The sequence below is a fragment of the Sorangium sp. So ce185 genome (genome assembly GCF_051526825.1).
GTDB classification, from domain to species: domain Bacteria; phylum Myxococcota_A; class Polyangia; order Polyangiales; family Polyangiaceae; genus Sorangium; species Sorangium cellulosum_D.
The window spans coordinates 2,290,324-2,315,861 of record NZ_CP150316.1; the positions used below are offsets into that span (position 1 = coordinate 2,290,324).

At 71.6% G+C, this 25,538-nt stretch carries 19 protein-coding genes; 7 read left to right on the top strand and 12 right to left on the bottom strand.

Features of this window, described 5'->3' with window-relative positions:
• Positions 1-18: 18 nt before the first annotated feature.
• Together WMF26_RS08455 and WMF26_RS08460 are read right to left on the bottom strand one after the other, a co-directional pair.
• Positions 19-1,206: an iron-containing alcohol dehydrogenase gene (locus WMF26_RS08455; protein ID WP_437999895.1), complete on the bottom strand. Its 1,188-nt coding sequence runs from the start codon at positions 1,204-1,206 to the stop codon at positions 19-21.
• A 1-nt stretch (position 1,207) separates the two neighbouring features.
• The gene (locus WMF26_RS08460) at positions 1,208-1,525 is read right to left on the bottom strand and encodes a putative quinol monooxygenase (protein ID WP_437336672.1); all 318 of its coding nucleotides are present in this window, start codon (positions 1,523-1,525) and stop codon (positions 1,208-1,210) included.
• Positions 1,526-1,848: 323 nt separating this feature from the next.
• On the opposite strand from WMF26_RS08460, the gene WMF26_RS08465 reads away from it, so the two are divergent.
• The 6 genes from WMF26_RS08465 (at position 1,849) to WMF26_RS08490 (ending at position 9,373) form a co-directional block, all read left to right on the top strand.
• Positions 1,849-3,018 carry a hypothetical protein gene (locus WMF26_RS08465; protein ID WP_437999896.1) on the top strand — a complete coding sequence of 390 codons (1,170 nt, stop codon included), beginning with the start codon at positions 1,849-1,851 and terminating at the stop codon, positions 3,016-3,018.
• 13 nt (positions 3,019-3,031) lie between these two features.
• Positions 3,032-3,703, top strand: coding sequence for a hypothetical protein (locus tag WMF26_RS08470; protein ID WP_437336674.1), 672 nt, complete (start codon positions 3,032-3,034; stop codon positions 3,701-3,703).
• Between the two features lie 217 nt (positions 3,704-3,920).
• Positions 3,921-5,840, top strand: a complete 1,920-nt coding sequence (locus WMF26_RS08475) for an ATP-binding protein (protein ID WP_437999897.1) — start codon at positions 3,921-3,923, stop codon at positions 5,838-5,840.
• Between the two features lie 254 nt (positions 5,841-6,094).
• The gene (locus WMF26_RS08480; protein ID WP_061628355.1) at positions 6,095-6,478 is read left to right on the top strand and encodes a response regulator; all 384 of its coding nucleotides are present in this window, start codon (positions 6,095-6,097) and stop codon (positions 6,476-6,478) included.
• 389 nt (positions 6,479-6,867) lie between these two features.
• Complete coding sequence (locus WMF26_RS08485) at positions 6,868-8,166, top strand: ABC transporter substrate-binding protein (protein ID WP_437999898.1); 1,299 nt, start codon at positions 6,868-6,870, stop codon at positions 8,164-8,166.
• 76 nt (positions 8,167-8,242) lie between these two features.
• Entirely contained in the window at positions 8,243-9,373 is a 1,131-nt protein-coding gene (locus WMF26_RS08490) for a substrate-binding domain-containing protein (protein ID WP_437999899.1), read from the top strand.
• Here WMF26_RS08490 and WMF26_RS08495 read toward each other — a convergent pair.
• The 8 genes from WMF26_RS08495 to WMF26_RS08530 all read right to left on the bottom strand — a co-directional run bounded on the left by WMF26_RS08495 (position 9,367) and on the right by WMF26_RS08530 (position 22,454).
• Entirely contained in the window at positions 9,367-11,556 is a 2,190-nt protein-coding gene (locus WMF26_RS08495) for a TonB-dependent receptor plug domain-containing protein (protein WP_437999900.1), read from the bottom strand. The two genes, WMF26_RS08490 and WMF26_RS08495, sit on opposite strands and share 7 nt — an antisense overlap.
• Positions 11,557-11,607: 51 nt before the next feature.
• Positions 11,608-14,442 (bottom strand): ATP-binding protein, encoded by a 2,835-nt coding sequence (locus WMF26_RS08500; protein ID WP_437999901.1) that lies wholly within the window; start codon positions 14,440-14,442, stop codon positions 11,608-11,610.
• A gap of 3 nt (positions 14,443-14,445) precedes the next feature.
• On the bottom strand, positions 14,446-14,889 hold the full coding sequence (locus WMF26_RS08505; RefSeq protein WP_437999902.1) for a response regulator: 444 nt from the start codon (positions 14,887-14,889) through the stop codon (positions 14,446-14,448).
• A gap of 172 nt (positions 14,890-15,061) precedes the next feature.
• Positions 15,062-16,093 (bottom strand): hypothetical protein, encoded by a 1,032-nt coding sequence (locus WMF26_RS08510; protein ID WP_437999903.1) that lies wholly within the window; start codon positions 16,091-16,093, stop codon positions 15,062-15,064.
• Positions 16,090-16,977 (bottom strand): hypothetical protein, encoded by an 888-nt coding sequence (locus WMF26_RS08515; protein WP_437999904.1) that lies wholly within the window; start codon positions 16,975-16,977, stop codon positions 16,090-16,092. Before WMF26_RS08515 ends, WMF26_RS08510 begins: the two co-directional genes overlap by 4 nt.
• A gap of 751 nt (positions 16,978-17,728) precedes the next feature.
• Positions 17,729-19,384, bottom strand: a complete 1,656-nt coding sequence (locus WMF26_RS08520; protein ID WP_437999905.1) for a glycerol-3-phosphate dehydrogenase/oxidase — start codon at positions 19,382-19,384, stop codon at positions 17,729-17,731.
• 197 nt (positions 19,385-19,581) lie between these two features.
• Entirely contained in the window at positions 19,582-21,618 is a 2,037-nt protein-coding gene (locus WMF26_RS08525; protein ID WP_437999906.1) for an ABC transporter ATP-binding protein, read from the bottom strand.
• Between the two features lie 260 nt (positions 21,619-21,878).
• Entirely contained in the window at positions 21,879-22,454 is a 576-nt protein-coding gene (locus WMF26_RS08530; RefSeq protein WP_437999907.1) for an NAD(P)H-dependent oxidoreductase, read from the bottom strand.
• Between the two features lie 179 nt (positions 22,455-22,633).
• On the opposite strand from WMF26_RS08530, the gene WMF26_RS08535 reads away from it, so the two are divergent.
• Positions 22,634-23,128 (top strand): response regulator, encoded by a 495-nt coding sequence (locus tag WMF26_RS08535; RefSeq protein ID WP_437999908.1) that lies wholly within the window; start codon positions 22,634-22,636, stop codon positions 23,126-23,128.
• Between the two features lie 10 nt (positions 23,129-23,138).
• Here WMF26_RS08535 and WMF26_RS08540 read toward each other — a convergent pair whose 3' ends face one another.
• Both WMF26_RS08540 and WMF26_RS08545 read right to left on the bottom strand, forming a co-directional pair.
• Positions 23,139-24,899, bottom strand: a complete 1,761-nt coding sequence (locus tag WMF26_RS08540) for a hypothetical protein (RefSeq protein WP_437999909.1) — start codon at positions 24,897-24,899, stop codon at positions 23,139-23,141.
• Entirely contained in the window at positions 24,896-25,525 is a 630-nt protein-coding gene (locus tag WMF26_RS08545) for a hypothetical protein (RefSeq protein ID WP_437999910.1), read from the bottom strand. Before WMF26_RS08545 ends, WMF26_RS08540 begins: the two co-directional genes overlap by 4 nt.
• Between the last annotated feature and the right edge of the window lie 13 nt (positions 25,526-25,538).

A 25,538-nucleotide genomic window follows, 5' to 3' on the forward strand; every position in this document is an offset into this window, starting at 1 on the left:
ATACCACCGTCCCCGACGTCACAAGGACGCCGCGGCGATGTCGGTCAGCTCTTCGTCGGTGAGGGGGAGCGGGTTCGCCTTCATGCTGCTCGCCGCCCGGGCCTTCTGCACGAGCGCCGGGAGATCCGCCTCGCTCACGCCGTAGCGGCGCAGGCCCGGGATCGCGAGGTCGCGGCAGAGCTCGCGGACCCAGGCGATCCCCTCCTCGGCGACGGCCCCGGCCCGCCCGGTGACGAGCGCGGCGAGCTCGTCGAAGCGCGGCAGCGCCGGGTGCGCCGGGGCGCGGCCGCGCAGCGCCCGCAGGTTCACCTCGAGGACGGCCGGCAGGAGCGCGGCGCACACGGCGCCGTGCGGCGCGTCGAACGTGCCCCCCACCGGCGCGGCGAAGCCGTGGACCGCCCCGAGGCCGGCGTTCGCGAGGCAGAGGCCGCCGAGCAGGCTGGCCACGGCGAGGTCGTCCCGCGCCGGCGCGTCCGCGCCCTCGAGGACCGCGCGGCGGAGCGAGCGCGCCGAGCGGCGGATGCCCTCGCGCGCGAGGCCGTCGGTGAGCGGGTTGCTGCGGATCGACAAAAGCGGCTCGATGAGCTGCGAGAGCGCGTCGAGCCCGCTCGAGGCGAGCACCTCGGGCGGCGCGCCCGCGAGCAGGTCGGGGTCGATCACCGCGAGGCGCGGCAGCATGTGCGGGCTGCGCAGGCTCGCCTTCACGCCGGCCTCCCGCGACGCGAGCACCGCGTTGCGCGTCACCTCCGAGCCGGTGCCCGCGGTCGTGGGGATCGCCACGAACGGCGCGGACGGCCGGGAGAGCGCCTGCCCCCGGCCGATGACCTCGAGGTAGTCGAGCGGGTCGCCGCCGTTCGCGAGCAGCGCGGCGATCGCCTTGCCGGCGTCGACCGCGCTGCCGCCGCCCAGGGCCACGACGACGTCGCACCGCTCGGCCGCGGCCCTCGCCGTGCCCTCGCGCGCGATCTCGACGGTGGGCTCGCCCGCGACGGCGAAGGTCACGGCGGCGATCTTCGCCTCGGCGAGCGCGGCGAGGAGCGGGGCGGCGCGGCCCGGGCGCTGCCCGGTGACGACGAGCGCCCGCGTCCCGCCGAGGCCCCGCACGGCGGCGGGCACCTCGGCGAGCTTGCCCGCGCCGAAGACGATGCGCGTGGCGGTGGCGAACTCGAAGGCGAGCTCGGAAGGCGCGGAAGGCGGAGGCGCCACGTCAATACCCCGCGTCGTCCGGGAAGACATTGACGTATTTCCGGCTGGTTCGCGGCTCGGCCATCATGTCGGCGACGGTGTCCCGCCACCGCTTGTAATGCTCCGTTTCCTTGTGCGCGGCCGGCGCCTCCTTGGTCCTGTAAACCTCGACGAGCACGAAGCGCGCGGGATCCTCGATGTCCTGGACGACGTCGAACCGGGCGATCCCCGGCTCCTTGACGCTCTCGCGCGCGTTGTCGAGCGTCGCCTGGCGGAAGGCGCTCACGTGCTCGGGTTTGACATGCACATGGACATGCACGATGAACAGGCTGCTCTGCATGCGCGCAATCTAGCTCGGTCGCGCTGCCGCAGGAACCCGGCTCGTGACGCGCGGGCGCGCGGGGCCTCACGGCGTCACCTGGCCTAGCCGCGCGCGGGCCGCCCGGCGCCCCCGCGCCCGCGCGCGCCGCCCGGCGTCGCGCGCCCAGGTGACGCCGTGAGGCCCGCGCGCCGCCCGGCGTCGCGCGCCCGTCGGCAGAGCGCCTTCGCCCCCTGCGTCCACTCCCGACTTGGCCCGGCCGGCTGCGGCGTTACGATCCCCGTGAATCGGCGGGTGGCCGGCAGGTGTCGAGTCCATCTGCGCCGCGAGCGAGGAAGGTCGATATGGCGGATCCGACCACGGAGAGCCCGCAGCCCGACGCTGCGCGCTCCATCGCGCTGGACTCCATCGAGTTCGTGTCCGATCACGGTCTCCTGAAGGGCTGCGAGGGAGGGACCGGCTGGAGGAACGCAGGGGAGCCGTGCCCCCAGCCCGAGTGGACGCCGGAGCGGTCCGTCCCGGTGTCGATCTCGATGGGCCGGAGCGTCGTCATCCGGCTCGGGCTGTCGTCGAGCGGCGGCGCGCCCGCGGCGCCGGTCGCGATCCGCGGCGTAGGGCCGGCGGGGATCACCTTCGAGAGCGGGGGGACTACCGCCTTCGGGGCGCCCGTCGAGCTCACGTCCTCGCGGAAGATCGAGAGGAGGATCCAGAAGCTCAACCTCAACCTGAGCTGGTCGGCGGGCGGAGGCGCCTCGCTGTCGCCCGGCCGCACCGCGAACGTCGTTTATGTCACGATGGGCAGGCCCCTGACCGACAGGCAGGATGTCTGGCAGGAAGACGGGGTGACCCTGAAGCGGATGGACAGGGCGGTCTCCTGGGTCGCGCCGCTCAACACCCTCGATCCACACGAGATCGTCGCGTCGATCATGGCCCGATTCCCGACGTACACGCTCCTGCCGAGCCCCAGGGTGCCCCGGGAGTACCACCACCCGACGTACCTGAACGACCAGGGCGGGGCCTGGGCGATGACCGATTACGTGGAGGAGACGGGCGAGTGTCAGGCGATCGTCCGCCTCCTCCGCGGCATGCTGCGCCAGCTCGGGATTCCCGGGCGGACCCGGATCCTCGTGGTCTGGGGAGATCCCAACGTCGGCGGCGGGCGCAAGACGCTGTCGGCCGATCTGGAGGAGCGGCCGTGGGCGGGGCTCGACACGACGCAGATCGTGGGGGGCCGCGTGTGGCGCGCGGCGCTCATCGACGGCCCGGTCGAGGAGGGGAGGACGTACCCCGCCTCCCATACGCGCCTCCCCGACGGGACGCTCAGCCCCGGGCTCAACCGGTACGAGGCGTGCCTCGAGTTCTCGCACGGCGGCGTGACGCGGTACTACGCGGGCGGCGCCGGGGTGTTCGACAGCGTGGAGCCGATCCTGGGCGTTTTCTGGGGGCTCATCTGGTTCAGCTCGGCGCCGAACGAGGGGTTCCGCGTCGAGAAGATCGTGGCGACATACCGATAGTCCGGAGGTCTCGATGAACGCGCAGGAATGTCTCACGCACGAGGTGGACGCGAAGGTCGCGGCGTGGCTCTCGGCCGTGGCGCGCGTGCCGCCGGGCGGCTTCGCGCCGGTCGCGCGGTTCGACGACGTGCCGGCCCAGGCGCGCGCCGACTCGCTCTACTGGTGCGACTCCATCTTCAGGAGCGAGCTCAACCCGCACAACGAGGCGGTGGGGGCGCGCCACGCGCTCCACGCCGCCACGGACGACACGCCCGATCTGCTCCGCCACGAGTACACGGCGGGCGGGCTCGGGCTCACCGTCACCGAGGGGCGCAATTTCGTGCTCGTCCAGGTCGACCGCGCGAGCGTCGATATCCTCGCTCTGTGCGGCACGGACCGCGCCGCCGCCGCGCGCCGGGTGGCCGAGGCGATCTTCAACACGGGCATCGCGTCGGACACGGTGGGCGTCCCGATGACCTCCGGCCCGGTGGGCTGCCCCGGCGAGATGCCCGAGCTCGAGGAGGGGGTGACGATCGCGAGCAATCCGGCCGTGGATCCGGAGCGGCTCGCCTGCTGGAAAGACCGCACGGAGTGCGGTGTTCAAGACGGGAGGCTCTATTTCCTCTGCTACAAGAAGTCGTCGCAGCGCGCGGGGTTCGCGAACCCCTGGCAGTGGTTCGACGACCAGAGGACCGGGGTCGGGTGACGCGCGGAGAGGCGTGAGGCGGCGGAGGAGAGCGGGGTAGGGGAGGGGAAGCCGCGGCGGCGGGGAGCGGGAGGAGGAGGGGGGAGGAAAGGAAGGAGGGGGGAGGAAAGGAAGGCGGGGGGAGCAGGAGCGAGCAGGAGCGCGCTGCGCCGGTATTGCGTCTGCACGCCGCGCGCGGGATGTTGCGCGGGTGGCGGGAGCACAGCATCCCAGGGTCTTGATCTTCCCAGGCGGCTCCGCGGGCGCGGCGCAGGCGCTCGCTGCCGCCCGCGGCTACGTCGCGGCCGTGGCCCGGGACATCGAGGCGGGGCTGGATCTCCTGGCGACCCAGCCGTTCGACGTGGCCGTGCTCGGGGCCGAGGGGCCGCTCCCCGAGGCGCTCGCGCTCTGCCGGAGGCTGCGCGCGGCGCCGGGCGGCGATCGCGTGGCCGTGGTCGCCGTCACCGGGAGCGCCGGCGCGGCCACGGCGCTGCTCGAGGCGGGCGCGACGGTCGTGGCGGAGGCGAGCGAGCCGTCGATCGCGATCCAGCTCGACGCCGCGGTGTGGTGGACGCGGCGGCCGTCGGCGCACGCGGCCGGCCGGGCGCCGGCGGAGCGCGCGCTGCTCGAGCGCGCCGCGCGCTCCTTCCGCGACGCGTCCACGGAGGTGATCGGCCTGTTCGTGTGGGACGCGGCGGGGGGCATCCTCGACGCGAACGACGCGTTCCTCGGCATGATCGGCTACGCGCGCGAGGACGTCGAGGCGGGCCGCCTGAACTGGGTGGCGATCACGCCGCCCGAGCTCCGCGACGCGGACCAGCGCGCGCTCTCGGAGGTCCTGAAGCACGGGATTTGCCCGCCGTTCGAGAAGGAGTTCCTCGCCCGCGACGGGCGGCGCCTGCCGGTGCTCCTCGCCCCCGCGCTGGTCGAGGGGTCCCGCGATCGCGGCGTCTGCTTCATCGTCGACATGACGGCGCGCAAGGCCGCCGAGGACGCGCTCCGCGCGAGCGAGGAGCGCATGCGGCTCGTCGTGCGCGCCACGAGCGACGCGTTCTGGGACTGGGACCTCTCCTCGGGGCGCGTCACCGGGAGCGAGCGGATGCGGAGCTTCTACGGCACGGGCGGCGCCGACATCGAGGAGGACGCGGTGTGGTGGTTCGAGCGCGTCCACCCCGACGATCGCGACCGCGTGATGAACGGGCTCAGGCGCGCGATGGAGGGGAGCGACGGCACGTTCGAGCTCTGGTACCGGTGCGTGCTCGCGGACGGCAGCTACGCCGACGTCCACGACCGGGGCATCGTCATGCGCGACGCGTGCGGCAGGGCGTACCGGATGCTCGGGGCCGTGTCCGACGTCACCGAGCGCCGGCAGCTGGAGGCGCGGCTCCTGCTCGCCGATCGCATGGCCTCGCTCGGCACGCTCGCGGCCGGGGTGGCGCACGAGATCAACAACCCCCTCGCGTACATGGTCGCGAACGTGGATTTCGCGCGCAAGGAGCTCCGCCAGAAGGGCGCCGCCGCGCGCATCGACGCGCTCCTGTCGGCGCTCGACGAGGCCGCGGAGGGCGGCGCGCGCGTCCGGCACATCATGAGCGGCCTGAAGACGTTCTCGCGCGCCGACGACGGCGAGCTCGGCCCGGTCGAGGTCGACCGCGTGATCCAGCTCGTGCTGCGGATGGCGCAGCAGCAGATCCAGAGCAAGGCGCGGCTCGTCGTGGAGCTCGGCGCGGTGCCGCCCGTCCACGCGAACGAGGCGCAGCTCGGCCAGGTCATCCTGAACCTGCTCGTGAACGCCGCCCAGGCGCTGCCGGACGGGAAGGAGGCGGAGAACGAGATCCGGATCACCGCCGCGCCCGCGCCGCCCGGCCGCGTGCGCATCGAGGTGCGCGACACCGGGCCGGGGATCGCGCCCGAGCTCCGGAGCCGCATCTTCGACCCGTTCTTCACGACGAAGCCGATCGGGGAGGGGACGGGGCTCGGCCTCGCGATCTGCCACGGCATCGTGACGAGCTTCCGGGGCGAGATCGCGGTGGAGAGCGAGGTCGGCAAGGGCGCGTGCTTCCGCGTGCTCCTGCCCGCGTGGCGCGCGGACGCCGGCGAGGATCGCGACGGCGCGCCGGGCGACGCCGACGAGGTCCCCGAGGAGGCCGCGCAGTAGGCGTGGCGCGCCGTCCTCGACGGAGATGCCTCGAGGGAGAGGGTGGAGGCCTCTCCCTGGAGGACCGCGCGCCGCGCTCGGGCGGGCTGCGCGCCGCTTCGTGGCACTGGCCGCTTGCGGCGGCGGTTGCGCGCGCTCAAGGTGCTTCACGGGCCCCATGAACGCTCGATCGGTCAGGGCCGCAGCTGGGCTGCCCGGCGGAGCAGCGGGAAGGGAGCGCGCCGCGCGGCGCGGCCCGGTGGTGAGGTTCGAGGATGATCGAGAAAACGGGCCGCATCCTGGTCGTCGAGGACGATCTGGACATCAGGAGCATCCTCTCGCAGCTCCTCGCGTTCGAGGGCTATGAGGTCGAGGAGGCGGCGGACGGCGCCGAGGCGCTCGCGCTGCTGCGCAAGGACGGGCCACCCGCGCTGATCCTGCTCGATCTCATGATGCCGATCATGGATGGATGGCAGCTCCGCGCCGAGCTCCAGCGCGACCCTGCGCTCTCGTCGGTCCCGGTGGTCATCGTGTCCGCCGACGTGCGGGCCGAGCAGGAGGCGTCGCGCCTCTGCGCCGCGGGGCTCCTGAAGAAGCCGCTCCAGATCGAGCCGTTGCTCGAGCTGGTCCACCGCATCTGCGGCGCGCCGGCGCGGTGAGCCGGGCCGGCCCGGCCGCCGTGTCGGCGGATCGCGTCCGCCGTTGACGCTCACCCCGCTCGCTCGGCGCCGCGCGCCCCTCGGCTCGGCCCTCATGGGTTCGTCCGTCCGCGCGCATGCGCTCACCTCTCGGCCTGAACACCGCGCTCGACGGACAGAGCTCGCGGCAGGTGAGCAACGGTATTGGTCGGTGTGTGTTCTGTATCGCATCAGCGCGTGAGTCGTCGTTCCAGGACTCGTCGCTTGTGCTCATGTGCCCTTGACAGAACGGAGCTCGATGTGATGGCGTATCCCGCGGGGGAAGAATGTACCTTCGGATGCCTGCCACGCCGCATCGCCTCCGCCGAGCCGGCGTGTGCGTCGCCCCTCGCCGACGAAGCACGCGCTGGGTGGAGATCGGGCTCTCGGTGGGAGTCGCGTCCCTGCTCTCGGCCTCGTGCACGCCCGAGGAGCCCGGTCGACCCGAGAACGCGATCGTCCTCGGGGCACTCCTGCCCTTCTCCGGCAGCGAGTCGTCCATCGGCCGCAACCTCGAGCAAGCGATGTTGCTCGCGGTCCAGGACCTGAACGCCGCGGGGGGGATCGACGGGCGGCCGTTCCACCTCCGGAGCCGAGACAGCCACTCCAGCTCGGAGCGCGGGTTCGATCAGCTGCTCCACCTGCTCTACACGGATGAGGTCCATTACCTGATCGGGCCAGAAGAGAACTCGCTCGCCAACAAGAGCGTGCAGGAGGTGAAGCTGGCCGACGCATTTCAGATGCTGCCGGGCTATGCCGCGCCCCCCGTCGCGCGCAGCGAGGCGGACGGGGGCTGGATGCGGCTCGCCCCTTCCGCGTTCGACGTCGGCTGCACGCTGGCGCGCCTCGCCTTCGACGACGGCATCCCCACCGTGAACACCCTGGCCGCGTGGGACGACTACAACACCAGCGTCAGCAGCGAGTTCACGACCCACTTCGCGGCGCTCGGGGGGAGGAGCCTCGCCTCGGTGACGTTCAGGCCGGGCCAGCAGACGTATGCGAGCAAGATCGAGTCCGCCTTCGACGCGAAGGCCGGCCGGACGCTGCTGGCCGCGTATCCCCGCACCGGCTCGACCATCGTGACCGAATGGACCGTCTTCGGGCGCCCGGGCACCTGGTTCCTCGGTCCCGCGCTGCGCACCGAGGTGCTCCTCGCCAACATCCCGACGGGCGCTCTCGACGGGTACGTCGGGGTGTCGCCGTCGCTCAGCCTGCGGAGCGAGTGCCGCGCGACGGCCGAGGGCCAGGGGGCGGTGGACTGCGCGACGGGCAACGCCGATGCCTTCATCGGGCACTTCTCCAGCGGGTGGGACGGCGATGCGCCGCTGCCCGCGGCGCACTTCTATTACGACGGGGTCGTCCTCATCGCGATGGGCCTCGTGTACGGCCAGGCGAAGACCGGGGAGATCCCGACCTCGGGGCACGAGCTGCACGAGATCATCCGCGAGCTCAACGACCCGGCCCACGAGGCGGCCTCGTGGCGCGACCTGCCGGCGGCGATGACCAAGCTCCGCGCGGGCATCCCGCTCCGCTACGTCGGCGCAGCCGCCGAGTACGAGTTCGATAGATACGGGGCGAACAGGCATTACTTCATGCAGCTGTGGACCGTCGACGGCGACGCCTTCGTCGATCTCGACCCCGTCCCCGTCGGCTGCTTTCCCGGGCGATGAGCCCGCTGCCAGATCGGAGCTTCACGTAAGGATACCGCGCGTGACCGGATGAACCACGGACCGTAAAGGGGGTCTCATGAACAGGATTGGACGACGCTGGGTGGCGGCCTTCGGGCTCGCGCTGATGACGGCGGCATGTGGATCGGGCGACACCACCGGCGAGGGCGAGGAAGCCGCGCCCATCAAACGCGCGCCGACGCCCGCGAGCGAGTTCACCGCGACGGAGATCGAGGCGACGCTCGACGCGCTCGTCGCCGAGATCAACGAGGGCTCCATCGAGCCGATGCAGATGGCGATCCTGCTGAAGGCCCTCGGTGGGTTCTTCACGCCGATCGCCACGGGGGCGAACCGGGCCATGAGCGAGCTCGGGGTCACGGGGAACGTGGTCGGGCCCAGCGGAACGGGGGGCAATCATCAGCAGAGGGCGGAGGCCCAGAATGAGCAGATTGGACAGGCGGTGACGGACGGCGCCGAAGGGATCGGCATCTCCCCCTTCGGCGACGCCATCGCGGCCGGCATCGACGCGGCCGTCGCCGACGGGGTTCCTGTGGTGACGCTCGACACCGACGCCAAGAGCTCGAAGCGCTTCATCTATGTCGGGACCATGAGCGAAGCGGCCGGTAAGACGGCAGGAGAGACCCTGCTCAAGCTGCTGCCCGGGACGCCGGGGACGGTGGTGATCCACGGCAACGTCGACCCGTCCTGGCTCGACGGGCTGAACCGAATGCAGGGGGCCCGGGGCGTCCTCGAGAAGGCCGGTTACAAGGTCGTGGTGCGTCAAGTCACCTGGGGCCCGAACGGGGAGGTCGATGACGTCGCGGAGATGAGGACCTTCATCGAGACCGCTGACCCGCCGGTCGTGGGGCTGCTCGGCCTGCACGACATCTCGTACCGGTGCGCGATGGCCGCGGAGGCCGCGGGCCGGACGGACCTCCCGGTCGTCGCCTTCGACTACGATCTGAAGACCGTCGAGTACATGCGTCAGGGGCTCATCAGGGCGACGCACACCCAGCGGCAGTACTACGCGGGGTACCTCGTGCCCTACATCCTCTACGGCATAAAGACCATCGGCCTCGAGGCGACCAAGAAGGCCCTTGCCCCGCAGATGTTCGACGAGAGCCGGCTCGACGTCGGCCTGGACGTGGTGCTGTCGACCAAGGTCGACGAGTACAACCTCTTCCTCGACTCGCTCGGCGCGACTCAGTAGCGGTGCCGTAGCTCGAGGAAGACCTCGCGCGGCGACAGCGGGTACTCGAAGCCCGAGAACCCGGGGTCCGGACCGGTGGCGCCGAGGAGGTTCTTGGCGCGGAGCGCGACGGTCGTCTCGTGACCCGGAATCACCCACAGGTTGCGCGCCACCAGGCTGGCGTTCCACAGGAGATACGGCGGCAGGTCGAAGCTGCGGCCGTTCTCCAGGATGCTCGCGTCCGCGGCGCGGCGCGGGCCGACGACGATCCCCTGCGTCGAGAGCTCCAGCGGGAGGGAGCTCGGCGACGGCAGCTTGACGTAGGCGCCGGCCCGGGCGACCCAGGTCGGGTAAGCGACCATCGCCGGACCGACCAGATCGGCCTGATAGCCCACCTGGCCGGAGTCCCGGGTCGAGTGGACCGTCTCGAACGACGCGTAGCCGCCGAGGGCGTCGCCGCGCCGCAGCTCGGCGCGCGTCGCCCAGAACACGGACGTCTGGCTGGCGAGGTTCTCGGCCGTCTGGTTGATGCCCCGCGGGACGAACTCTGCCTTGTCGTTCAGGCGGCTGTAGGACACGCTCGTGCTCGCCGAGGCCCAGGCGGTCGGCCGCCACGTCACCTCGGCGTCCACGGTGTGGATGCGCTGAGGCCTGAGATCCACGTTGCCGATCACGTCGCCCGGGACGAGGGGCTCGGCATAGAGCAGATACGGGGAAGGCGCCTTGAAGGCGCTGCCGTACAAGAGCTTCGCCATGACCGTCTTCCCGAGGTGCGACGTCGCCCCGAAGCGGCCGGTCATCTGATTGCCGTATTTGCTGTGGCGATCGTAGCGGAAGCCGCCGGTCAGCTTCAGCCAGGGATCCAGCAGCTTGAGGTTGGCGCTGAGCAGCGCCCCGACGTCGACCAGCTCGGCCGAGAGCCGCTCCCGCTCCGGCGAGCCGAACGCCTCGCCCGTGAGCTTGCTGATCCGGCGGAAGGACGGCAGGTCCTCTTTGTCGTAGATGGACTCGAGGTTCAAGATCACGTTGAACCGGTCCCACGGGACCCACCGGAGCTCGACGTTGGCGTCGACGCCGCGGTAGGCCATGCGCCGCTCGATGTAGTACCAGCCGCCGGCGACGTCCACGCGGTCGCCCGGCAGGACGCCGCCCTGGAAGTACGTGCCCTGCACCGCGAACGCGAGCTCTCGGTTCAGCTGGAAGAGCCCGTCGAGCGCCACGCGGCGCTGTTGCAGGCTGATCACGGTGCCGGCCTCGCGCCCGGAGGCGTCCGTTCCGCCGGTGAGCTGCGCCCACTGCGCGAAATCGCCGCCGCGCCGGAAGCCGGACCAGTACGCGCTGAGCGCGAGGTGGTGGCCGTGGCTCGGATCGCGGAACGCGATGCGCGAGCCGACCACCCCGGAGAGGCGCTCGAGGTTCTGGGCGTCGACGCGCCCCTCGTTGTACATCGGGACGCGGGGGGCCGGGGACTGGCGAGGCATCTCCAGGCCGCTCCGATCGTCGAGCTCACCCGCGGCCGAGATCATCATGTCGAAGCGGCCGCTGCTCCAGCCTCCCACCACGTCGAGGCGGCCGCTCGGGTGATCCTTCGTCACGCCGGCGTGCACCGTGCCGTCGACGAAGGGGATGTCCTCCGGCGACAGGGTGATGATGTTGACGACGCCGAGGAACGCGTCCGCGCCGTAGAGCGCCGACGCCGGGCCGCGCACGACCTCGATCTGCTTGATGGCCGACAGCGGGATCAGCTCCGTGCCCAGCCAGTTGCCGCTGGTGGTCCGGAACGCGACCGAGCGACCGTCGATCATCACCTTGATCCCGCCGCTCTCGGCCCCGAGCCCGCCCGTCATCCCCTGCACGCCGGCGTTCGGCAGGATGTGGTCGTCCACCAGGTAAAAGCCGATGACGTGCTGGAGCGCCTCGCCGACGCTCTTGTACCCCCAGCGCCGGATCTCCTCGGCGGTGATCGCCGTCACGAGGGCGGGCGCGTCGTCGAGGGTCTCCAGCGTCTTGCTGGCGGTGGACACCTCGACGTCGAGCAGCCGCAAGAGGTCGACGCCCTCGAGCGCGTCATTGCGCTGCGCTTCCCCCGCGGACCTCGGCTCTCCCGGTGCCGTCGCGGCCGTCGGCTGAGCCCACGCGGCGCCCGGCGTCGCGGCGAGCACCAGGGCAACAATCCACTTGGTATCGAGCGAGGCAAAGGTCATGCGGGTACGCTTCGTTCTGAGCCTGCGGCCATGGTGGAATAGGGCCAATCGTCAGCTCGCCTTGGCGGTGGCGGCGAGCTCCTGCCGCAGGGCGACGCTGACAGAATCGAACTCCTGCCGTAGCCGCGAGAGGTCGCCCTTCCGCGGCAGGTCGCCGTCGCGGGCGGCGAGCTGGATCTTCTCCGCCAGCTCGGCGACGCGCGCCGCGCCGATCGACAGCATGCTGCCTTTCAGCTTGTGCGCGCTCGCCATCACCTCTTTGGTCATGGCCTCCTTGAAGGCCGACTCCAGGCTGTCGAGCTGCCCCGGCACGTTCTTGAGGACGAGCTCGATCAGCTTCCGCGAGCGCGGGACCTCGGGGTCGAGCACGGGCAGGGCCCCCGACGGCCTGTCGGCGTCGGGGAGCGGCGGGCCCGGCTCCGGCTCGTCCCGGTTCAGCACCACGTGCCGCCACAAGGTCTTCTGCAGCGACTGCGGTCGCACCGGCTTGGCCAGGTAGTCGTCCATCCCGGCGGCGAGCACCCGGTCCCGCTCGCCGACGAGGGCGTGCGCGGTCAGCGCGATGATCACCGTGTGGCGGCCGATCCCGCGCTCCCACTCGCGGATCTGCTGGGTGGCGGTGTATCCGTCCATGACCGGCATCTGGCAATCCATGAGGACGGCGACGTACTGCTTTTGCTTGACGCACTGGAGCGCCTCCAGGCCGTTGCTGGCGGTCTCCACGCGCAGGCCCAGCTGCTCCACCTGCTCCATCGCCACGTAACGGTTGATCTCGTTGTCGTCGACGACCAAGACGGGGAGCTTGCTCGCGATCCGGCCCGGCTCCACGCCGGGCTTGCTGACGGGCGCGGCCGCGGCCCCCGTCAGCGCGCTCTGCAGCGTGTTGTAGAGCTCGGATACGCGGAGCGGCTTGGGGAGCTGCGTGACGACGCTGGACTCCAGCCCGCTCAGCGCCACGCTCGAGCCCATGTGGTAGAGCGCCACGATCGGCAAACGGTGGAGCCCCGGCACCGACTGGACGGTCCGGACGAACTGCTCGAGGCCGAGATCGTCCATCTGGGCGCCGACGACGGCGGCGCTGAACGGCCGCTGCTCGAGCAGCCCGAGCTCCAGCCGGTTGATCGCGTCTCTCCCGGAGGCCGTGGCCTCTGCGTCGAAGCCCCAGGCCACGAGGTGCTCCACGACGACGTCGCGCCAGCTCTTGCTGATCTCCACCACGAGCGCGCGGCGCCCGCTCGCCCACTCGGCCGACCGGATCTGCTCGGCCCCGGCCGTGACCCCGACCTTGATCGTGAACCAGAACCGGCTGCCCTGCCCCGGCGTGCTGTCGACGCCGATCTCTCCGCCCATCGCCTCCGCCAGGTGCTTGCTGATCGCGAGGCCGAGGCCGGTGCCGCCGTGCTTGCGGACCAGCGAGCCGTCCACCTGCGTGAAGGCGGAGAAGAGCTTCTTCTGGTCGTCGGCCGCGATGCCGGGGCCCGTGTCCACGACGGCGAGCTTGAGCACCGCGGAGGCCTTGTCCTGCTGCGCCGTGGTCGCGTCGATCAGCACCTCGCCGCGCTCGGTGAACTTGATCGCGTTGCCGACCAGGTTCGTGAGCACCTGGCGGAACCGGTCGGGGTCGCCCACGACGCCGGTGGGGACGCGGCGCTCCACGCGGTACACGAGCTCGAGGCCCTTCTCGTGCGCCTGGCTCGCCATCAGCTCCGCGACCTCCTGCACGACGAGGCGCAGATCGTAGGACACGTGCTGCGCCACGTACTTGCCGGCCTCGAGCTTCGAGAAGTCGAGGACGTCGTTGATGATCGCCATCAGCGTGTTCGCGGAGGCGTCGACGGTCTCCACGTAACGCCGCATCTTGCCGTCGAGCGCCTGGCTCTGCATGAGCCGGATGACCCCGAGGATCCCGTTCATCGGCGTCCGGATCTCGTGGCTCATGTTGGCGAGGAACTCGCTCTTCAGCCGCGACGCCTCGAGGGCCTGCTCGGTCTTGACGCGCAGCTCCTCGAAGGCGTGCTCGTTGGCCTCGACCATGCTGTTGAACGCGGCGCCGAGCAGCTCGAGCTCGTCGCCGCTCGAGATCTGCACGCGCTCCCAGCTCTTCCGCGCCGTGCCGGTCGACTCGGCGAGCGGCGCGTTCGCGCGGAGCCCGGTGGCGATGGCCCCCGCGGCCGAGCGCAGCGCGAGCAGCGGCTCCGTGATGTGGACCGCGACGCGCTTGACGAGGAAATAGCTCGCCGCGACGCAGCCGAGGATCAGCGCCACGATCAGGCCGAGCGTGGTCGCGAGCCGGCTCCTCGCGAGCCCGCGGGCGTGGGCCATCCGCTCGGCGACGCTCTTCGTGCTGATGCCGTAGATCACGGTCCCGGCCTGGGTCCCCTCGGAGACGACCGGGGCCGAGACCTCGAGGACGTCCACCCCGCCCATGGGGTTCGCCCGCCGCTTCAGCGCCGGCCGGGGCTGGTGTTCCGTGCTGATGCCGAGCGCCTGCAGATCCTTCGCCGTGAGGGCCGGCGCGTCCTTCGCGGCGCTCGCGGGGCCGAGCCCGCTCGCCGCCCAGACCCGGCTCTCCGAGTCGACGAACAGGCCATACGCGATGTCGCTGTTCTCCGAGACCGTCTGGTAGATGAGCGCCTTGACGTCCCCGAACAGGTTGTCCGCCACCAGGCTGCGCAGCGCCAGCGACTGATTGAAGCCGAGCAGGCGCGCCTTCTCCTCGAGGCCGCCGAGGAGCTCCTGCTCGCGCGTGGCCTGGACCTCGCGATCCGTGGAGTAGATGAGGGCGCCGCTCGACAGGAGCGTGGCGCCGCCGAGGAGCAGGAGCGCGCCCAGGATCAGGCGCAGCAGCTTGTTACGGAGCGAGCCGTGGGCGTTCGAGGTGGGCATGACTCAGCGTGGACGCCGTGACGAGGCCGGCGGGGGCGCGGAGAGGGTCGTCACCGACGAGGGCGCGCCGCTCTTCGCGGCGCGCGCGGCCACCGCGCGCTCGACCGCGGGCGCGAGGGCGACGTGCAGCTTGGATTTCGAGACGATGCCGTCGGCGCCGACCTTCTCGCCGATCGCGCTCAGCTGCTCGACGTCGCAGCCGGAGACGAGGATGATCCCGAGGTTCGAGAGGTGCGCGTTCTCCCGGAGCAGCTTGGCCAGCTTGTCTCCGTTGATGGTCGGCATGTTGATGTCGAGCGCGACCACGGTGATGCCGTCCCGCTTGATGACCGACGTCGCGCCGATGGGGGTGGCCAGCTCGGAGACGACATAGCCAGCCCTGACGAGGACGTTGCACATCGCCTCGCGGGCGATCTCGTCGTCGTCGATCACGAGCACCCGGATCACGAGCGCATCCTCCGGGGCAGCCGCAGGGCCGCGCGACGCTCCCGCCGCGGCGAGGCCGGAAAGGCGCAGCGATGACGACCTTGGAGGGCGCGAGCCGACCCGCAGCTTCGGGGACCTGAATGCATTTGAAAAGGCAACGGCATGGCGTCTCCAGTCCCCCTCCGAACTGCGGTTATCGACCGACGAGAAAGTCAACCTTTCCGAACTGGCTGGAATCGAGGCCGAAGCGCCGCGCGAGCCGCACGTCGACCAGGCGCTTCACGGAGATGGGCAGGCGGACGTCCGACGCCCGGAGCTTCCAGTCAGAGTCCCCGAGCTCGTAGAGGAGATCCGCCGCCTGCAGCGTGAGCGCCTGCGTGTCGGGGATGGCCGCGAACGTCCCGAACTCCGCGTGCTCGTTCACGAGGGAGCGCACCGCCACGACCACCGGCGCGCCGAGCCGATCCACGTACGGCAGCCAGACGTCGGTGAGGAACGTCGGGCTCAGCAGGCCATTGTCGTTCGGCAGCCAGATCGCGTCAACCTCGGCGCGCTGGAGCCTCACCAGCGCGGCGCGGAGGTCCTGGACGCGCGGCTTGTTCGAGAGCTCTTGCTTCACGAACGCCAGCTTCTCCACCTGCATCAGGGCTTCTTGCCGGGCGATGTGGCTGGCGAAGCCCTGGCGGTACACGACGCCGACCTGGCGGACGTCGAGGCCCAGCGTGCGCAGCCCCACCATGGCCGTGACCGCCGGCACCTCGTACGAGATCGCCACCGAGTTGGGGACGGTGCGCTGGAGCTCCTCGGCGAAGGACGACATCAGGATCAGCGCGACCGGCGGTGTCGGGGCGGCGCGCACCCAGCTGCGGTACAGGAGCACGGTCGAGTTGTTGACCAGCACCACCGCGCGCGGGCGATCCCTCGACACGATCCGCCCCACGGCCTCGGGGCCCGACTCCTCGACGCGCAGCGGGGAAATGGTGACACGGTATTCGTCGGAGAGCTCGACGCGGAGCGATTTCAGCATGTCTTCGAGCTGCGAGTCCGCGGGAGCGATGATGGAGATGACCGGCTTGCCGTCCGGAGGCGGCGCCTCGGACAGCGGGGCCGGATCTCTGGCGGCCTGCGGGGACGGGCCCGGCGAGCAGCTCAGGGGCAAGAGGAGCCCGAGCAGGGTGGAGGCTCGCCAGAGCGAGCGCGGACCGCGCGGACGCGTCGATCTCATCGCCATTCGTCCACCCCCAGATCCGCCAGCACGTGCTTCGGGAGCCTCCGGATCGCGCCCTCGATCGATTGACGCTCGCTCAGGAACGTGACCGCCACAAGCCCGACCTTGGCGGTCGAGAGACTCAGGATCGTGAAGCTCATCTTGCTCTTGGACTCGAAATCGGCGCGGAACCGCTCCGGCAGGAGCACCGCGTCGGCCGTTTGAAACTGGAGCAGCTGCAGCAGATCTTCGATCTTGGTGACGCGCTGGACCTCCGGCGCGTCGTTCACGCCGAGCAGACCGGCGACGAACCTCGGGAGCGACTTGCGCTCGACCAGGTCGACGATGCCGTACCGGAAGGAGGAGAGCATGTCCCTGGCCAGCAATTTCGTCGAGACCAGGAGGTATTGCTCTGCGTCGCTCCCCGCCCTCAGACCCTGGAGGTCGACGCCCCGGTTGAGCGACGTCAGGACCGGCCTGGGCGACAGCGCCGCGTTCGGCGGGCTGACCTCGAGCGCCGTCTTGAAATCGCTCAGCTTGCCGAACACCGTCACGTCGACGCCGGGCATCGCGTCCTCGATCTTCTGCTCGAGCGCCCGAGCGCGAAGCGGCGTGACGGCATAGACATAGAGCGTGGCCTCGGGGCCGGCCGTGAGCGGCGAACTGAGCAGCAGGAGACAGCTCCCGAGGAGCAGCGCCGCGGCGAGCAGCGCCGCCGGCGCCCGCGGGGGCTGGACGGCCCGGCGCGGTCGGCGCCATGCTCCGGCCAGCCGAGCGGCGAGCAGCTCGGCGATGCGGCGAAATGTCCCCGGCCGGACCGGCGCCGCCAGAGGGTCGTTTGGCCGCGCACAAGGCGGACTCCAACGGTGCGCGATCCGCGCTGGGGATGCGAGCTGCCCCAAGGCCCGCTCGACCGCTGATCGCGATCCCCGTGTGGAACGCCTGCGACTCCTTTCCACCCGCTTCATCCCCTCCTGGTCATCGTAAGAGGACAGCGTAACCGACGATTAACCCTCCTTGTCAAGCGCCCGAGAGGAGGCGATCGTGTCAAGCGCCGAGAAGCGGCGAAGGCATGATCCGAACGAGCTTGGCGAACGGCGGGCCCTGGAGAGGGGAACAACACACCAGCGGGCCGCGCCGCGCAAAACTAGCGCCACCGTGATCCCGGCCGGCGTCGCCGCTTACGCGCGGCACACCGGTGCGCGCGCGACGCGTGCTGCCGTCTCAGGGCTGGATATCGCGCGCCTGTCGCCCGCGCGCGCCGCCGTCTCCTCGCTTGCAGTTGTGGCGCGCCGCACCGCGTCTCAGGCCCTTCCTGCGGGTGGATTCTGGCGCTGGCGATCCGGATCGCCGCAGCACATCGTGCCTCGCCGACCTACATGTGGAGCGATGAGGCACGGAATGGCAGATGACTTCACCTTGCCACGCACCGGGCGTGCAAAGGGTGGGTACGCCCGCGCCCTCCGTCGCCGGGGCCCGGCGGTGGCCCGATTCGCCCCGGCGTGAGTCACATGAAGGCGGGAAGATCAGTGATCTTTTCTTCCCGCCTCCCCGCCTTCATGTTCGAATCCGGCCACCACCCGCGGCCCGGTGGGGCCTTGTTCAAGGGAGCGATCGCCGCGCGGTGGAGCGCGGTCCGACCGAGGCGCGGCGCTACCTGACCGGCTGCGCCGCGGGGGGCGCCTCCCCCTCCGCGCGCTCGCGGGCGCCGTGCTGCTCCTGGAAGTACTCCGAGAGCCGCCGATCGGCGTCGTCCCCGAAGAGGATCCGGCACGCCTCCCGGAGGCCGGGCGACCTCGCGAGCTCGCCCGCGCGGATGAGGAGCGAGATCTTCGTGCGCCGCCGCAGGAAGTCCTCGAGCTTCACGATCATCTCGTGCCGCGCGGCGTGCGCGATCTCGCACCGCACGTCCTCTGCCCCCTCGATCGGCGCCTCGGCCATCCTCGGGTCGCGCCGGATCTCCTCGAGCAGCTCGCGCGCCGCCGCGCCGTACCGGCGCCACAGCCGCGCGCTGAGCTGCTCCGCGGCGCGCGGCGGCGTCAGCGCGTCGAGATCGAGGCGGCGCGCCGTTTGGAAGAACTCGTGACGAACCTCCTCGGCCGGCTCGCCGTACCAGCGCAGCGCCGGGCGGGGCAGCGCGACGCCGAGCTCCTCCACGGCGGCGCAGATCTCCTCGCCCACGTTGATGCAGTCGGTGAGCTTGCCGCCGAAGATGCTCACGTGGGCCTGCGCGCGGTCGACCTCGATGGCGTGCTTGCGCGAGAGCTGCAGCCAGTCCTCGCCGCCGCCGCCGTTCGCGACCGCGAGCGGGCGCACCCCGCAGCGCTCGGCGATGACGTCCGCCTCGGTGAGCGGCCGCGGCAGGTTGAGGCGCTTGTTGATGTTCGACAGCACGAAGCGCCGATCCTCGGGCGTCACCACGGCGTGAGGGCTCTCGACGCGGGTGTCGGTCGTGCCGATGCACGTCCTCGGGCCCATCGGGATCACGAAGAACAGCCGGCCGTCGTCGGCGAAGAACGTCAGCACCCGGCGGCTCGGGGTGAGCCGCTCGACGATGAGGTGGATGCCCTTCGAGAAGATGTGCCTGTGGCTCGTCCGCTGGCCGGTGAGCGCGTTGTGCGCGTCCACGAACGGCCCGCAGGCGTTCACGAGCACGCGCGAGCGGATGGCGAGCTCCCGCCCCGTCACGACGTCGCGGGCGCGCGTGAGCCACGCGTCCCCCTCGCGCCGCGCGCCGAGCGACTCGACGTAGTTGGCCGCCCGCGCGCCGTGATCGAGCGCGGCGCGGACGAAGCCCCAGACGAACCGCGCGTCGTTGTCGACGAGGTACGCGTCGGAGTACTCGAATCCTCCGTCGCAGCCGTCCAGGTTGATGATGGGCTCTTCCCGCGCCATGACCCGGCGGGAGAGCAGGCGGGGGATCTTCGTGAAGAAGCTGCCGATGATCCAGTAGAGCCAGGTGCCGAGGAAGAGCTTGAAGAGGCCGTGGCGGAATCCCCGCTCGTGCGCGGTATAGAACCGGATCTCCTGCACCGACGACGGATAGCTCCTGAGCAGGAGGTTCCTCGACTTGCAGAGCTTCCGCACGAGCGGAAACTCGAAGCTCTCCATGTACTTGATGCCGCCCCAGGCGAGGTTCGACGACTCCTGGCTCGTGAATCCGGCGAAGTCGCCGCGGTCGATCAGCGCGACCTTGGCCCCCTTCGCGGCGAGGGCCGCGGCGGCGACGGCGCCGTTGATCCCGGCGCCGAGGACGAGGACGTCGAAGGTCCCGCGGCTCAAGCTGTCGATGTTCGTGGCCCGCAGCATCGATGGCGACCCGGCGTGAGGCGCGGCTCTCGCGCCACCGGAGCTCTATCACGTCTCCGTGGCTCCGGGGGCGGCGGGCGGGCCGAAAAGCGCCGCTCCGCCGGCGTGACGCGCGCGCGCCGCGCGCGGCGCGACGCCGCGTGGGCGCGCGCCGCGCCGCCGCGTGGGCGCGCGCCGCGCCGCCGCTCCGCCCCGCCTCAGCCCATCAGCCCATCGGCCCACAGGCCGTCGTCGCCGCGGAGCGCGTCGGGCGACGGCGCCGGGAGGGCGCGGCGCGGGCCGCTCTTCGGACCGACGGCGTGGCCGGTGTGCAGGTGCTGCCACCGCGCCATCGTGGTGTAGACGCCGTCCCGGCGCAGGAGCTCCGCGTGCGCGCCGCGCTCGACGATGCGGCCGCGCTCGAGCACGAAGATCTGATCGCAGTCGACGACCGTGCTGAGGCGGTGGCTCATCAGGATGATCGTCCGCTGGCCCTTCAGCGCGCGGAGCGCCTCGCCGATGGTCCGCTCGTGCTCGGCGTCGAGCCCGTCGGTCGGCTCGTCGATCACGAGGATGGGCGCGTCCGTCAGCAGCGCGCGCGCGATGGCGATGCGCTGCCGCTGGCCGGCCGACAGGTTGAGCCCGCCGTCGGCGATCTGCGTCCCGTAGCCGTCCGGCAGCGCCTCGATGAAGCCCGCCGCGCCCGCCATCTCGGCCGCCCTCCGGATGTCGCCGTCGGTCGCGAAGGGGCGGCCGTAGGCGATGTTCTCCGCGATCGTGGCCGGCAGGAGGATGCTGTCCTGGAGGACCAGCGCGATGTGCCGGCGCAGGTCGGCCACGCGGATCGCGCGCGTGTCGATGCCGTCGAGCCTCAGCGCGCCGCGCGTCGGGTTGTGGAAGCGCGGCAGCAGGCTGAGCAGCGTGGTCTTGCCGGAGCCGACCGAGCCCACGAACGCGACCATCTGCCCCGGCCGGATCGTCGCGTCGACCCCGCGCAGCACCGGGTGGCCCGTGCGGTACTCGAACCCGACCCCGTCGAGCGAGAGCACGCGCGGCTCGGTCGGCAGCGCCGCCGCGTCGTGCGCGTCGACCACCGCCTGATCGCGGTCCAGCACCTCGAAGACGCGCTGGGCGCCCGCGACGCCGCCCTGCACCGCGGCGCCGGCGCCGGTCAGCTTGCAGAGCGGATCGTAGAGCATGCCGAGGTAGCCGAGGAACGCCGTGAGCGCGCCCAGCGTCATGGCGGAGTCGCCCGCGCCGCTGCGCGCCTCGACGACGAGGTAGCCGCCGTAGCCGAGCACCAGCGCGCCGCCGAGCCCGAGGATCGAGCCCACGGTGAGCATGTGGCCGAGCTCGTCGTGGTGCAGCCTGAGCCACGCCTTCACGCTGTTGCGCAGCGTCGCGTGGAAGCGCGCCTCCTCGTCCGCCTCGCGGCCGAACGCCTGGACGAGGCCGATCGAGGCCATCGAGCGCTGCACGGACGTCGTGAGCTCGCTCTCGACCTCCTTCGCCTCGGTGCACCGCTTGTGCAGCGCGCGCCCGAACCGCTGGTTCGTGAGCAGGAGCGGCGGCACGACCGCGAGCGCGAGCAGCGTGAGCGGCAGGCTGCGCGAGGCCATGATGCAGATCATCACCGCGAGCGTCAGCGCGCTCCCCATCACCGCGACGGCCACGTTGAGGATCCCGTGGAACCCGGCGGCGTCCTGGTTGAGCCGGTAGAGGGCGTCCCCCTGCGGCTGCGCCCGGTGATAGCCGATGTGGAGCGCCTGGAGCTTCCTGTACACGTCGCAGCGCACGCGCGTGAGCCCGCCGTAGCCGATGCGGAAGTTGAGCAGGGCGCGGCCCATGCCCACGAACTCCTGCGCCACGCGGAGGACGAGCGTCATCGCCGCGAGCCCGAGGACGCGGCCGAGCAGGCTGTCCGGGAGCGGCGCGAGCAGGAGGCGGTGGACGAGGTCCTCGTTGCGCGGCCCGCTCGAGATGAGATCCACGATCACGGCGACGGGCCACACCTGGAGGAGGCTGATCGCGATGGAGACGCAGACCAGGAGGGAGAGCGCGCCGATGCGCGCCCACTCCGCCGTGAAATAGGCGCCCACGCGGAGGAAGAACCGGAGCCGAGCCCCGCCGGCCGCCGCGCGGCTCGGCGCGGCGCGCCGCTCGGCGGCCATCGCCGGCGAGCGCCTCGACGGCCCGATCCTGCCTCCGCGCCGCGGCGAAGGGTGATAGTCCTTGCGGTGAGCTTGTGCGCTCATGGTTCGCTGAGCTCTCTCCTGTCTACGGCTGAGGTGGCCGCCGGCGGCCCGCGCGTCGGGCCCGGCCTGACGGTCCATCGGTTCCGACCGGTAGCGAGGTATCGGCGCAGATGTAACAGCCCCTCGCGGCCGCGCTCACTGCAATGTGCAGGAGAGGAGCAGAGCTCCTGCTGATTTGCTGCGCGGTTGTCCGGGACTCCAGGGCTCGCCGCGGCGGCGCGCTCACGGCACAGGCCGGCGGCGCGGCCGTCGCGCCGCGCTCACCTGCGCGTCTGTTGTCCCGTCAGCGCGAGGCGGCGGCCGAGCGCGCGCGCGAGCGTGAGATCGAGCTCGCCAGAGCTCGCCCGGGGCGGGCCGCCGCGCCGGGCGGCGGTGTCCGGCGGATCCATCGCGGCGCGGGCGGGGGGCTGGACAAGGACTCCATGGCTGAGGAGGGAGACGATCATCGTCTGGAGGGCGGCGCGCTGCGCCCCCGCGATCGGCGAGGGCGAGCAGAACACGGACGCCATCTTGCCGGCGAGATCGCCCGAGAGCTGCCTCGCTCCGTCGAGGAAGCGGCGGAGCTCGGCGCTCATCGTGCCGTAGCGCGCAGGCGAGCCGAGGGCGATGCCGTCGGCCCAGAGGAGGTCGTCGCGGCGGGCCACCGGGACGCAGGCGAGGTGTTCCCGCAGGGCACGGATCCGCTCACTCGTCCTCCAGCGCTCCTGCGGCGCCGCGAGATCGGCGATCTGCCGGAGCCGCACGGTCGCTCCGGCCTGCTCGGCGCCGTCGGCGACCGCGGCGGCGAGCGCGGCCGTATCGCCATAAAGGGAATAGAAGATCACGGCCACGTTCATGGGGCCGCAAGGATGCAGCGCCCGTACCGCGGTCTCGCGCCGTCGCGCGCCGCGCCGCTCCTGACGAGCTCGCTGCGCGCAGGGGCCTGAGCGGTTCGTCGCGGGCGATTCTTCCGCGCGCCGTGCGCCGCGGCGCGATTCAAATTGCGCGCTGTGGGGGAAAGCTTTATGGGGCCTCCATGGTCGCGAACGGACCGCGCTCGGGCGATAAGGACGATGCCCCGCGCGATCCGGAGCGGGGCGACGACGGCGCGGCCGCGGGCGATCCGTCCGCCGCCCCGCGCGCTCCTGGGCGCGGCGCCGCGGAGGGCGGCTTCGCGCGATCGCGGGCGATCCTCGTCATCGAGGACGACCAGGGCGTCAGCGACGCGCTCGTGGGTGTCCTGTCGGACGAGGGCTACCAGGTGATGACGGCCAGGAACGGCGCCGAGGCGCTGGCCAGGCTCCGCGAGGCGCCGGCGCCGGCGCTCATCGTCCTCGACCTGATGATGCCGATGATGGACGGGTATGCCTTCCGCGCGGAGCAGCTGCGCATCCCGGCGATCGCCGACGTCCCGGTGATCGTGCTCACGGCGGGGGCGGCGCCGCGCGCGGCCGAGCTCGGGCCCGTCGACATCCTGAAGAAGCCCGTGAACCTCGCCGCGCTGCTCGACGCGGTGAGGCGCTACGTCTGACGCAGCGAGCTCAGCGCGTGAGCGCGCTCGCGAAGCTGGTGGTGGCGGTCGTCGCGGTGTTCACGATGTCGAGGGTCAGCGTGACACCGAAGTAAAAACGAGGAGCGTATCGGCGCACGGGCGAGATGGACTCGAAGGCCGGCAGGATCATGCCCTCCGCGTGGCCCGCGGGGAGGTACTCCTGCTGGACGAAGGCCAGGCCGGCGTTGAAGCTGAGGCCCGCCACGGGCTCGATCACGCCGCCGAGGAAGATGCGATCGAACGGCTCGCCGAGGTCGAGGTCCACGCCGGCCTGCACCCCGAGCAGGTCGCCCAGCGTCGCCGCCAGCCGCATGTCCTGGAACGATGAGATGACGCCGCGGCGCCGGCCTCCGGGAAAGACGTTGAGCACGATCGAGGGATTGACGCTCCAGTCCTCCTGGACCGAGAGACGGCGCTCGCCGCCGGCGCCGGGGACCGTGGTCTGGACGACGCGCCGCGACCCGTCGATCACGAGCGGGAAGAGGGCGCCGAACTCGAGGTAGTACTGCCCGTGATCGATGGGCACGGCGTACGACTCGTCGATCGCGCTCTCGGGTCCGTCGCCCGCGAGCTCGTAGCGGATCTTCAGCGACGTCAACGACGTGTCCTCGGGGACCTCCGCGGTCTGCTCCGCGAGGAGCTCGAGCTTCGGGGGGGTCGCGGGAGCCCGGGCGCCCTTCTCCGGGGCGTCGAAGCGGCGGTCCGACGAGCGGATGAAGCTCACCGAGAGCTTGAGCGCGTCCTTGAGCGCCGCCTCGCCGAACACGCGCACGATCAGCCTGTCTCCAGGGGACAGAGAGCCGACGAGCGAGTAGACGTCAGGCGTCAGACCCTCACAGAGCGGCTCGCCCGATCTGGCGTCGATGCAGAAGGCGCCGGGGGCCTTGCACGAGCTCGCGCAGATCTGCTGGATCTCCTGGCGCTCCGCCTGCAAAGCGCCGGCGGCGGCGACCAGCGTGCTCACGGCGCGCAGCGATTCATAGGCCTTCAATGCCTTCGTCGCGTCCGTCAGGTTCGGATCGTTGGCTTGCTTCTTCAGCGAATCGACGATCGCCGCGACGTCGATCTCGTCGAGCCGATCGTGAATCTCCTCGGCCCGGCCCGCGACGGCCGAGATGTCATCGCTCAACTTCGCCGCGAGCCGTTTGCCCGCCGCCACGGCGGACTTGAGGTCGTCCTCGGCCTTGGTGGCCTCGCTGAACAGCTGGTTGACGCAAGCGCTCGCCTTGGCAGGATCGCCGCAGTCCTGTATCGGAGCCGCGAGGCCGCCGGGGGGGGCAGCCGGCGGCGCCGGGGGCTTCGAGAGCTCCTGGTCTGCCTGGTTCCTCGCGTTGACGTAAACGCAGTGATCGTCGATGGCTTTGACCGCCGCCGCCCTCTTCTCGGCGTCCGTGCCTGCAGCGTTGGACGCGGTCTGGCGGCTCGCGAGGAACGCGCCGCTCTTGGCCTTTGCGTCATTCACCGCGGTTGCTACGCTGGCGCTGGGGGCGGCGGGGACGCGTCTCTGGAGAGCGTCTATTTCGTTTTTGACCTCCGCGTCGAGGTTGAACAACAGGCCGCTCAGCTTCCCAACGCACGTCTTGTCATCGTCGCCGCTGCATATTTGTTTGGCGTCCCTGCATGTGCCGTTTGCACGGACGGCGCTTGTCGTGAGGAGGATCGCGCAGATGGCCGCCGCGATGCGCGCGATCCGCACCCACAGCGCATCATGATTTGACGTGAGGAGCGTGCGCTCCCGCCTCTCATTCACGATTCATCTCCTCCTGTGCCGCCGCCCGTGCCGCCGCCCTCGCCGCCGCCGCCGCCCGCGCCGCCGCCGCCGCCCGCGCCGCCGCCGCCGCCGCCCGTGCCGCCGCCGCCGCCGCCGCCCGCGCCGCCTGCGCCGCCGGTGCCGCCGGTGCCGCCGTCCCCGCCCGTACCCCCCGCGCCTCCCCCGCCGTCGCCGGAGGGGTTCTGCCGTACGATCGTGACCGGCAGGAGCCGGCTCGCGAGCAGCGGCCCCGAGCAGGCCGGGGCGCCGCCGCCGCGGCCGGGCCCGAGGAGATCGACGTACAGCTCGCACTCGACATCGTCCGGTAGCACGAGGAAGAACAGCGGCTCCCCGGGCGGGGGCGCGGGGATGCACGATGGCTGTCGCGCGGCTCTGCCGGGCGCGCCCGTCGACAGATCGAGCTTCCCCGCGATCGTCTTCAGGCGCAGGTAGGCGCCCCCTCGCTGCTGGACGAGCACGCTGGTCCCCAGCGCCGGCGAATCCGGCTGCTTCGCGGCCGGCGCGACGATGAGATACCTCTCCACCTCCGGGTCCTCGGGGCACCCTGACGAAGAGAGCGCGGCGATCATGATGAGCCCGAGCGGCCACCTGTGTTGGTTCGTCATGATTGTTCGTCTC

Bases quoted from the DNA above. Each gene is read 5' to 3' on its own strand.
- WMF26_RS08510 (WP_437999903.1), bottom strand. From the start codon at position 16,093: ATGAGATCGACGCGTCCGCGCGGTCCGCGCTCGCTCTGGCGAGCCTCC.
- WMF26_RS08495 (WP_437999900.1), bottom strand. From the start codon at position 11,556: ATGACCTTTGCCTCGCTCGATACCAAGTGGATTGTTGCCCTGGTGCTC.
- WMF26_RS08470 (WP_437336674.1), top strand. From the start codon at position 3,032: ATGAACGCGCAGGAATGTCTCACGCACGAGGTGGACGCGAAGGTCGCG.
- WMF26_RS08460 (WP_437336672.1), bottom strand. From the start codon at position 1,525: ATGCAGAGCAGCCTGTTCATCGTGCATGTCCATGTGCATGTCAAACCC.
- WMF26_RS08530 (WP_437999907.1), bottom strand. From the start codon at position 22,454: ATGAACGTGGCCGTGATCTTCTATTCCCTTTATGGCGATACGGCCGCG.
- WMF26_RS08500 (WP_437999901.1), bottom strand. From the start codon at position 14,442: ATGCCCACCTCGAACGCCCACGGCTCGCTCCGTAACAAGCTGCTGCGC.
- WMF26_RS08525 (WP_437999906.1), bottom strand. From the start codon at position 21,618: ATGAGCGCACAAGCTCACCGCAAGGACTATCACCCTTCGCCGCGGCGC.
- WMF26_RS08545 (WP_437999910.1), bottom strand. From the start codon at position 25,525: ATGACGAACCAACACAGGTGGCCGCTCGGGCTCATCATGATCGCCGCG.
- WMF26_RS08520 (WP_437999905.1), bottom strand. From the start codon at position 19,384: ATGCTGCGGGCCACGAACATCGACAGCTTGAGCCGCGGGACCTTCGAC.
- WMF26_RS08465 (WP_437999896.1), top strand. From the start codon at position 1,849: ATGGCGGATCCGACCACGGAGAGCCCGCAGCCCGACGCTGCGCGCTCC.
- WMF26_RS08480 (WP_061628355.1), top strand. From the start codon at position 6,095: ATGATCGAGAAAACGGGCCGCATCCTGGTCGTCGAGGACGATCTGGAC.
- WMF26_RS08490 (WP_437999899.1), top strand. From the start codon at position 8,243: ATGAACAGGATTGGACGACGCTGGGTGGCGGCCTTCGGGCTCGCGCTG.
- WMF26_RS08535 (WP_437999908.1), top strand. From the start codon at position 22,634: ATGGTCGCGAACGGACCGCGCTCGGGCGATAAGGACGATGCCCCGCGC.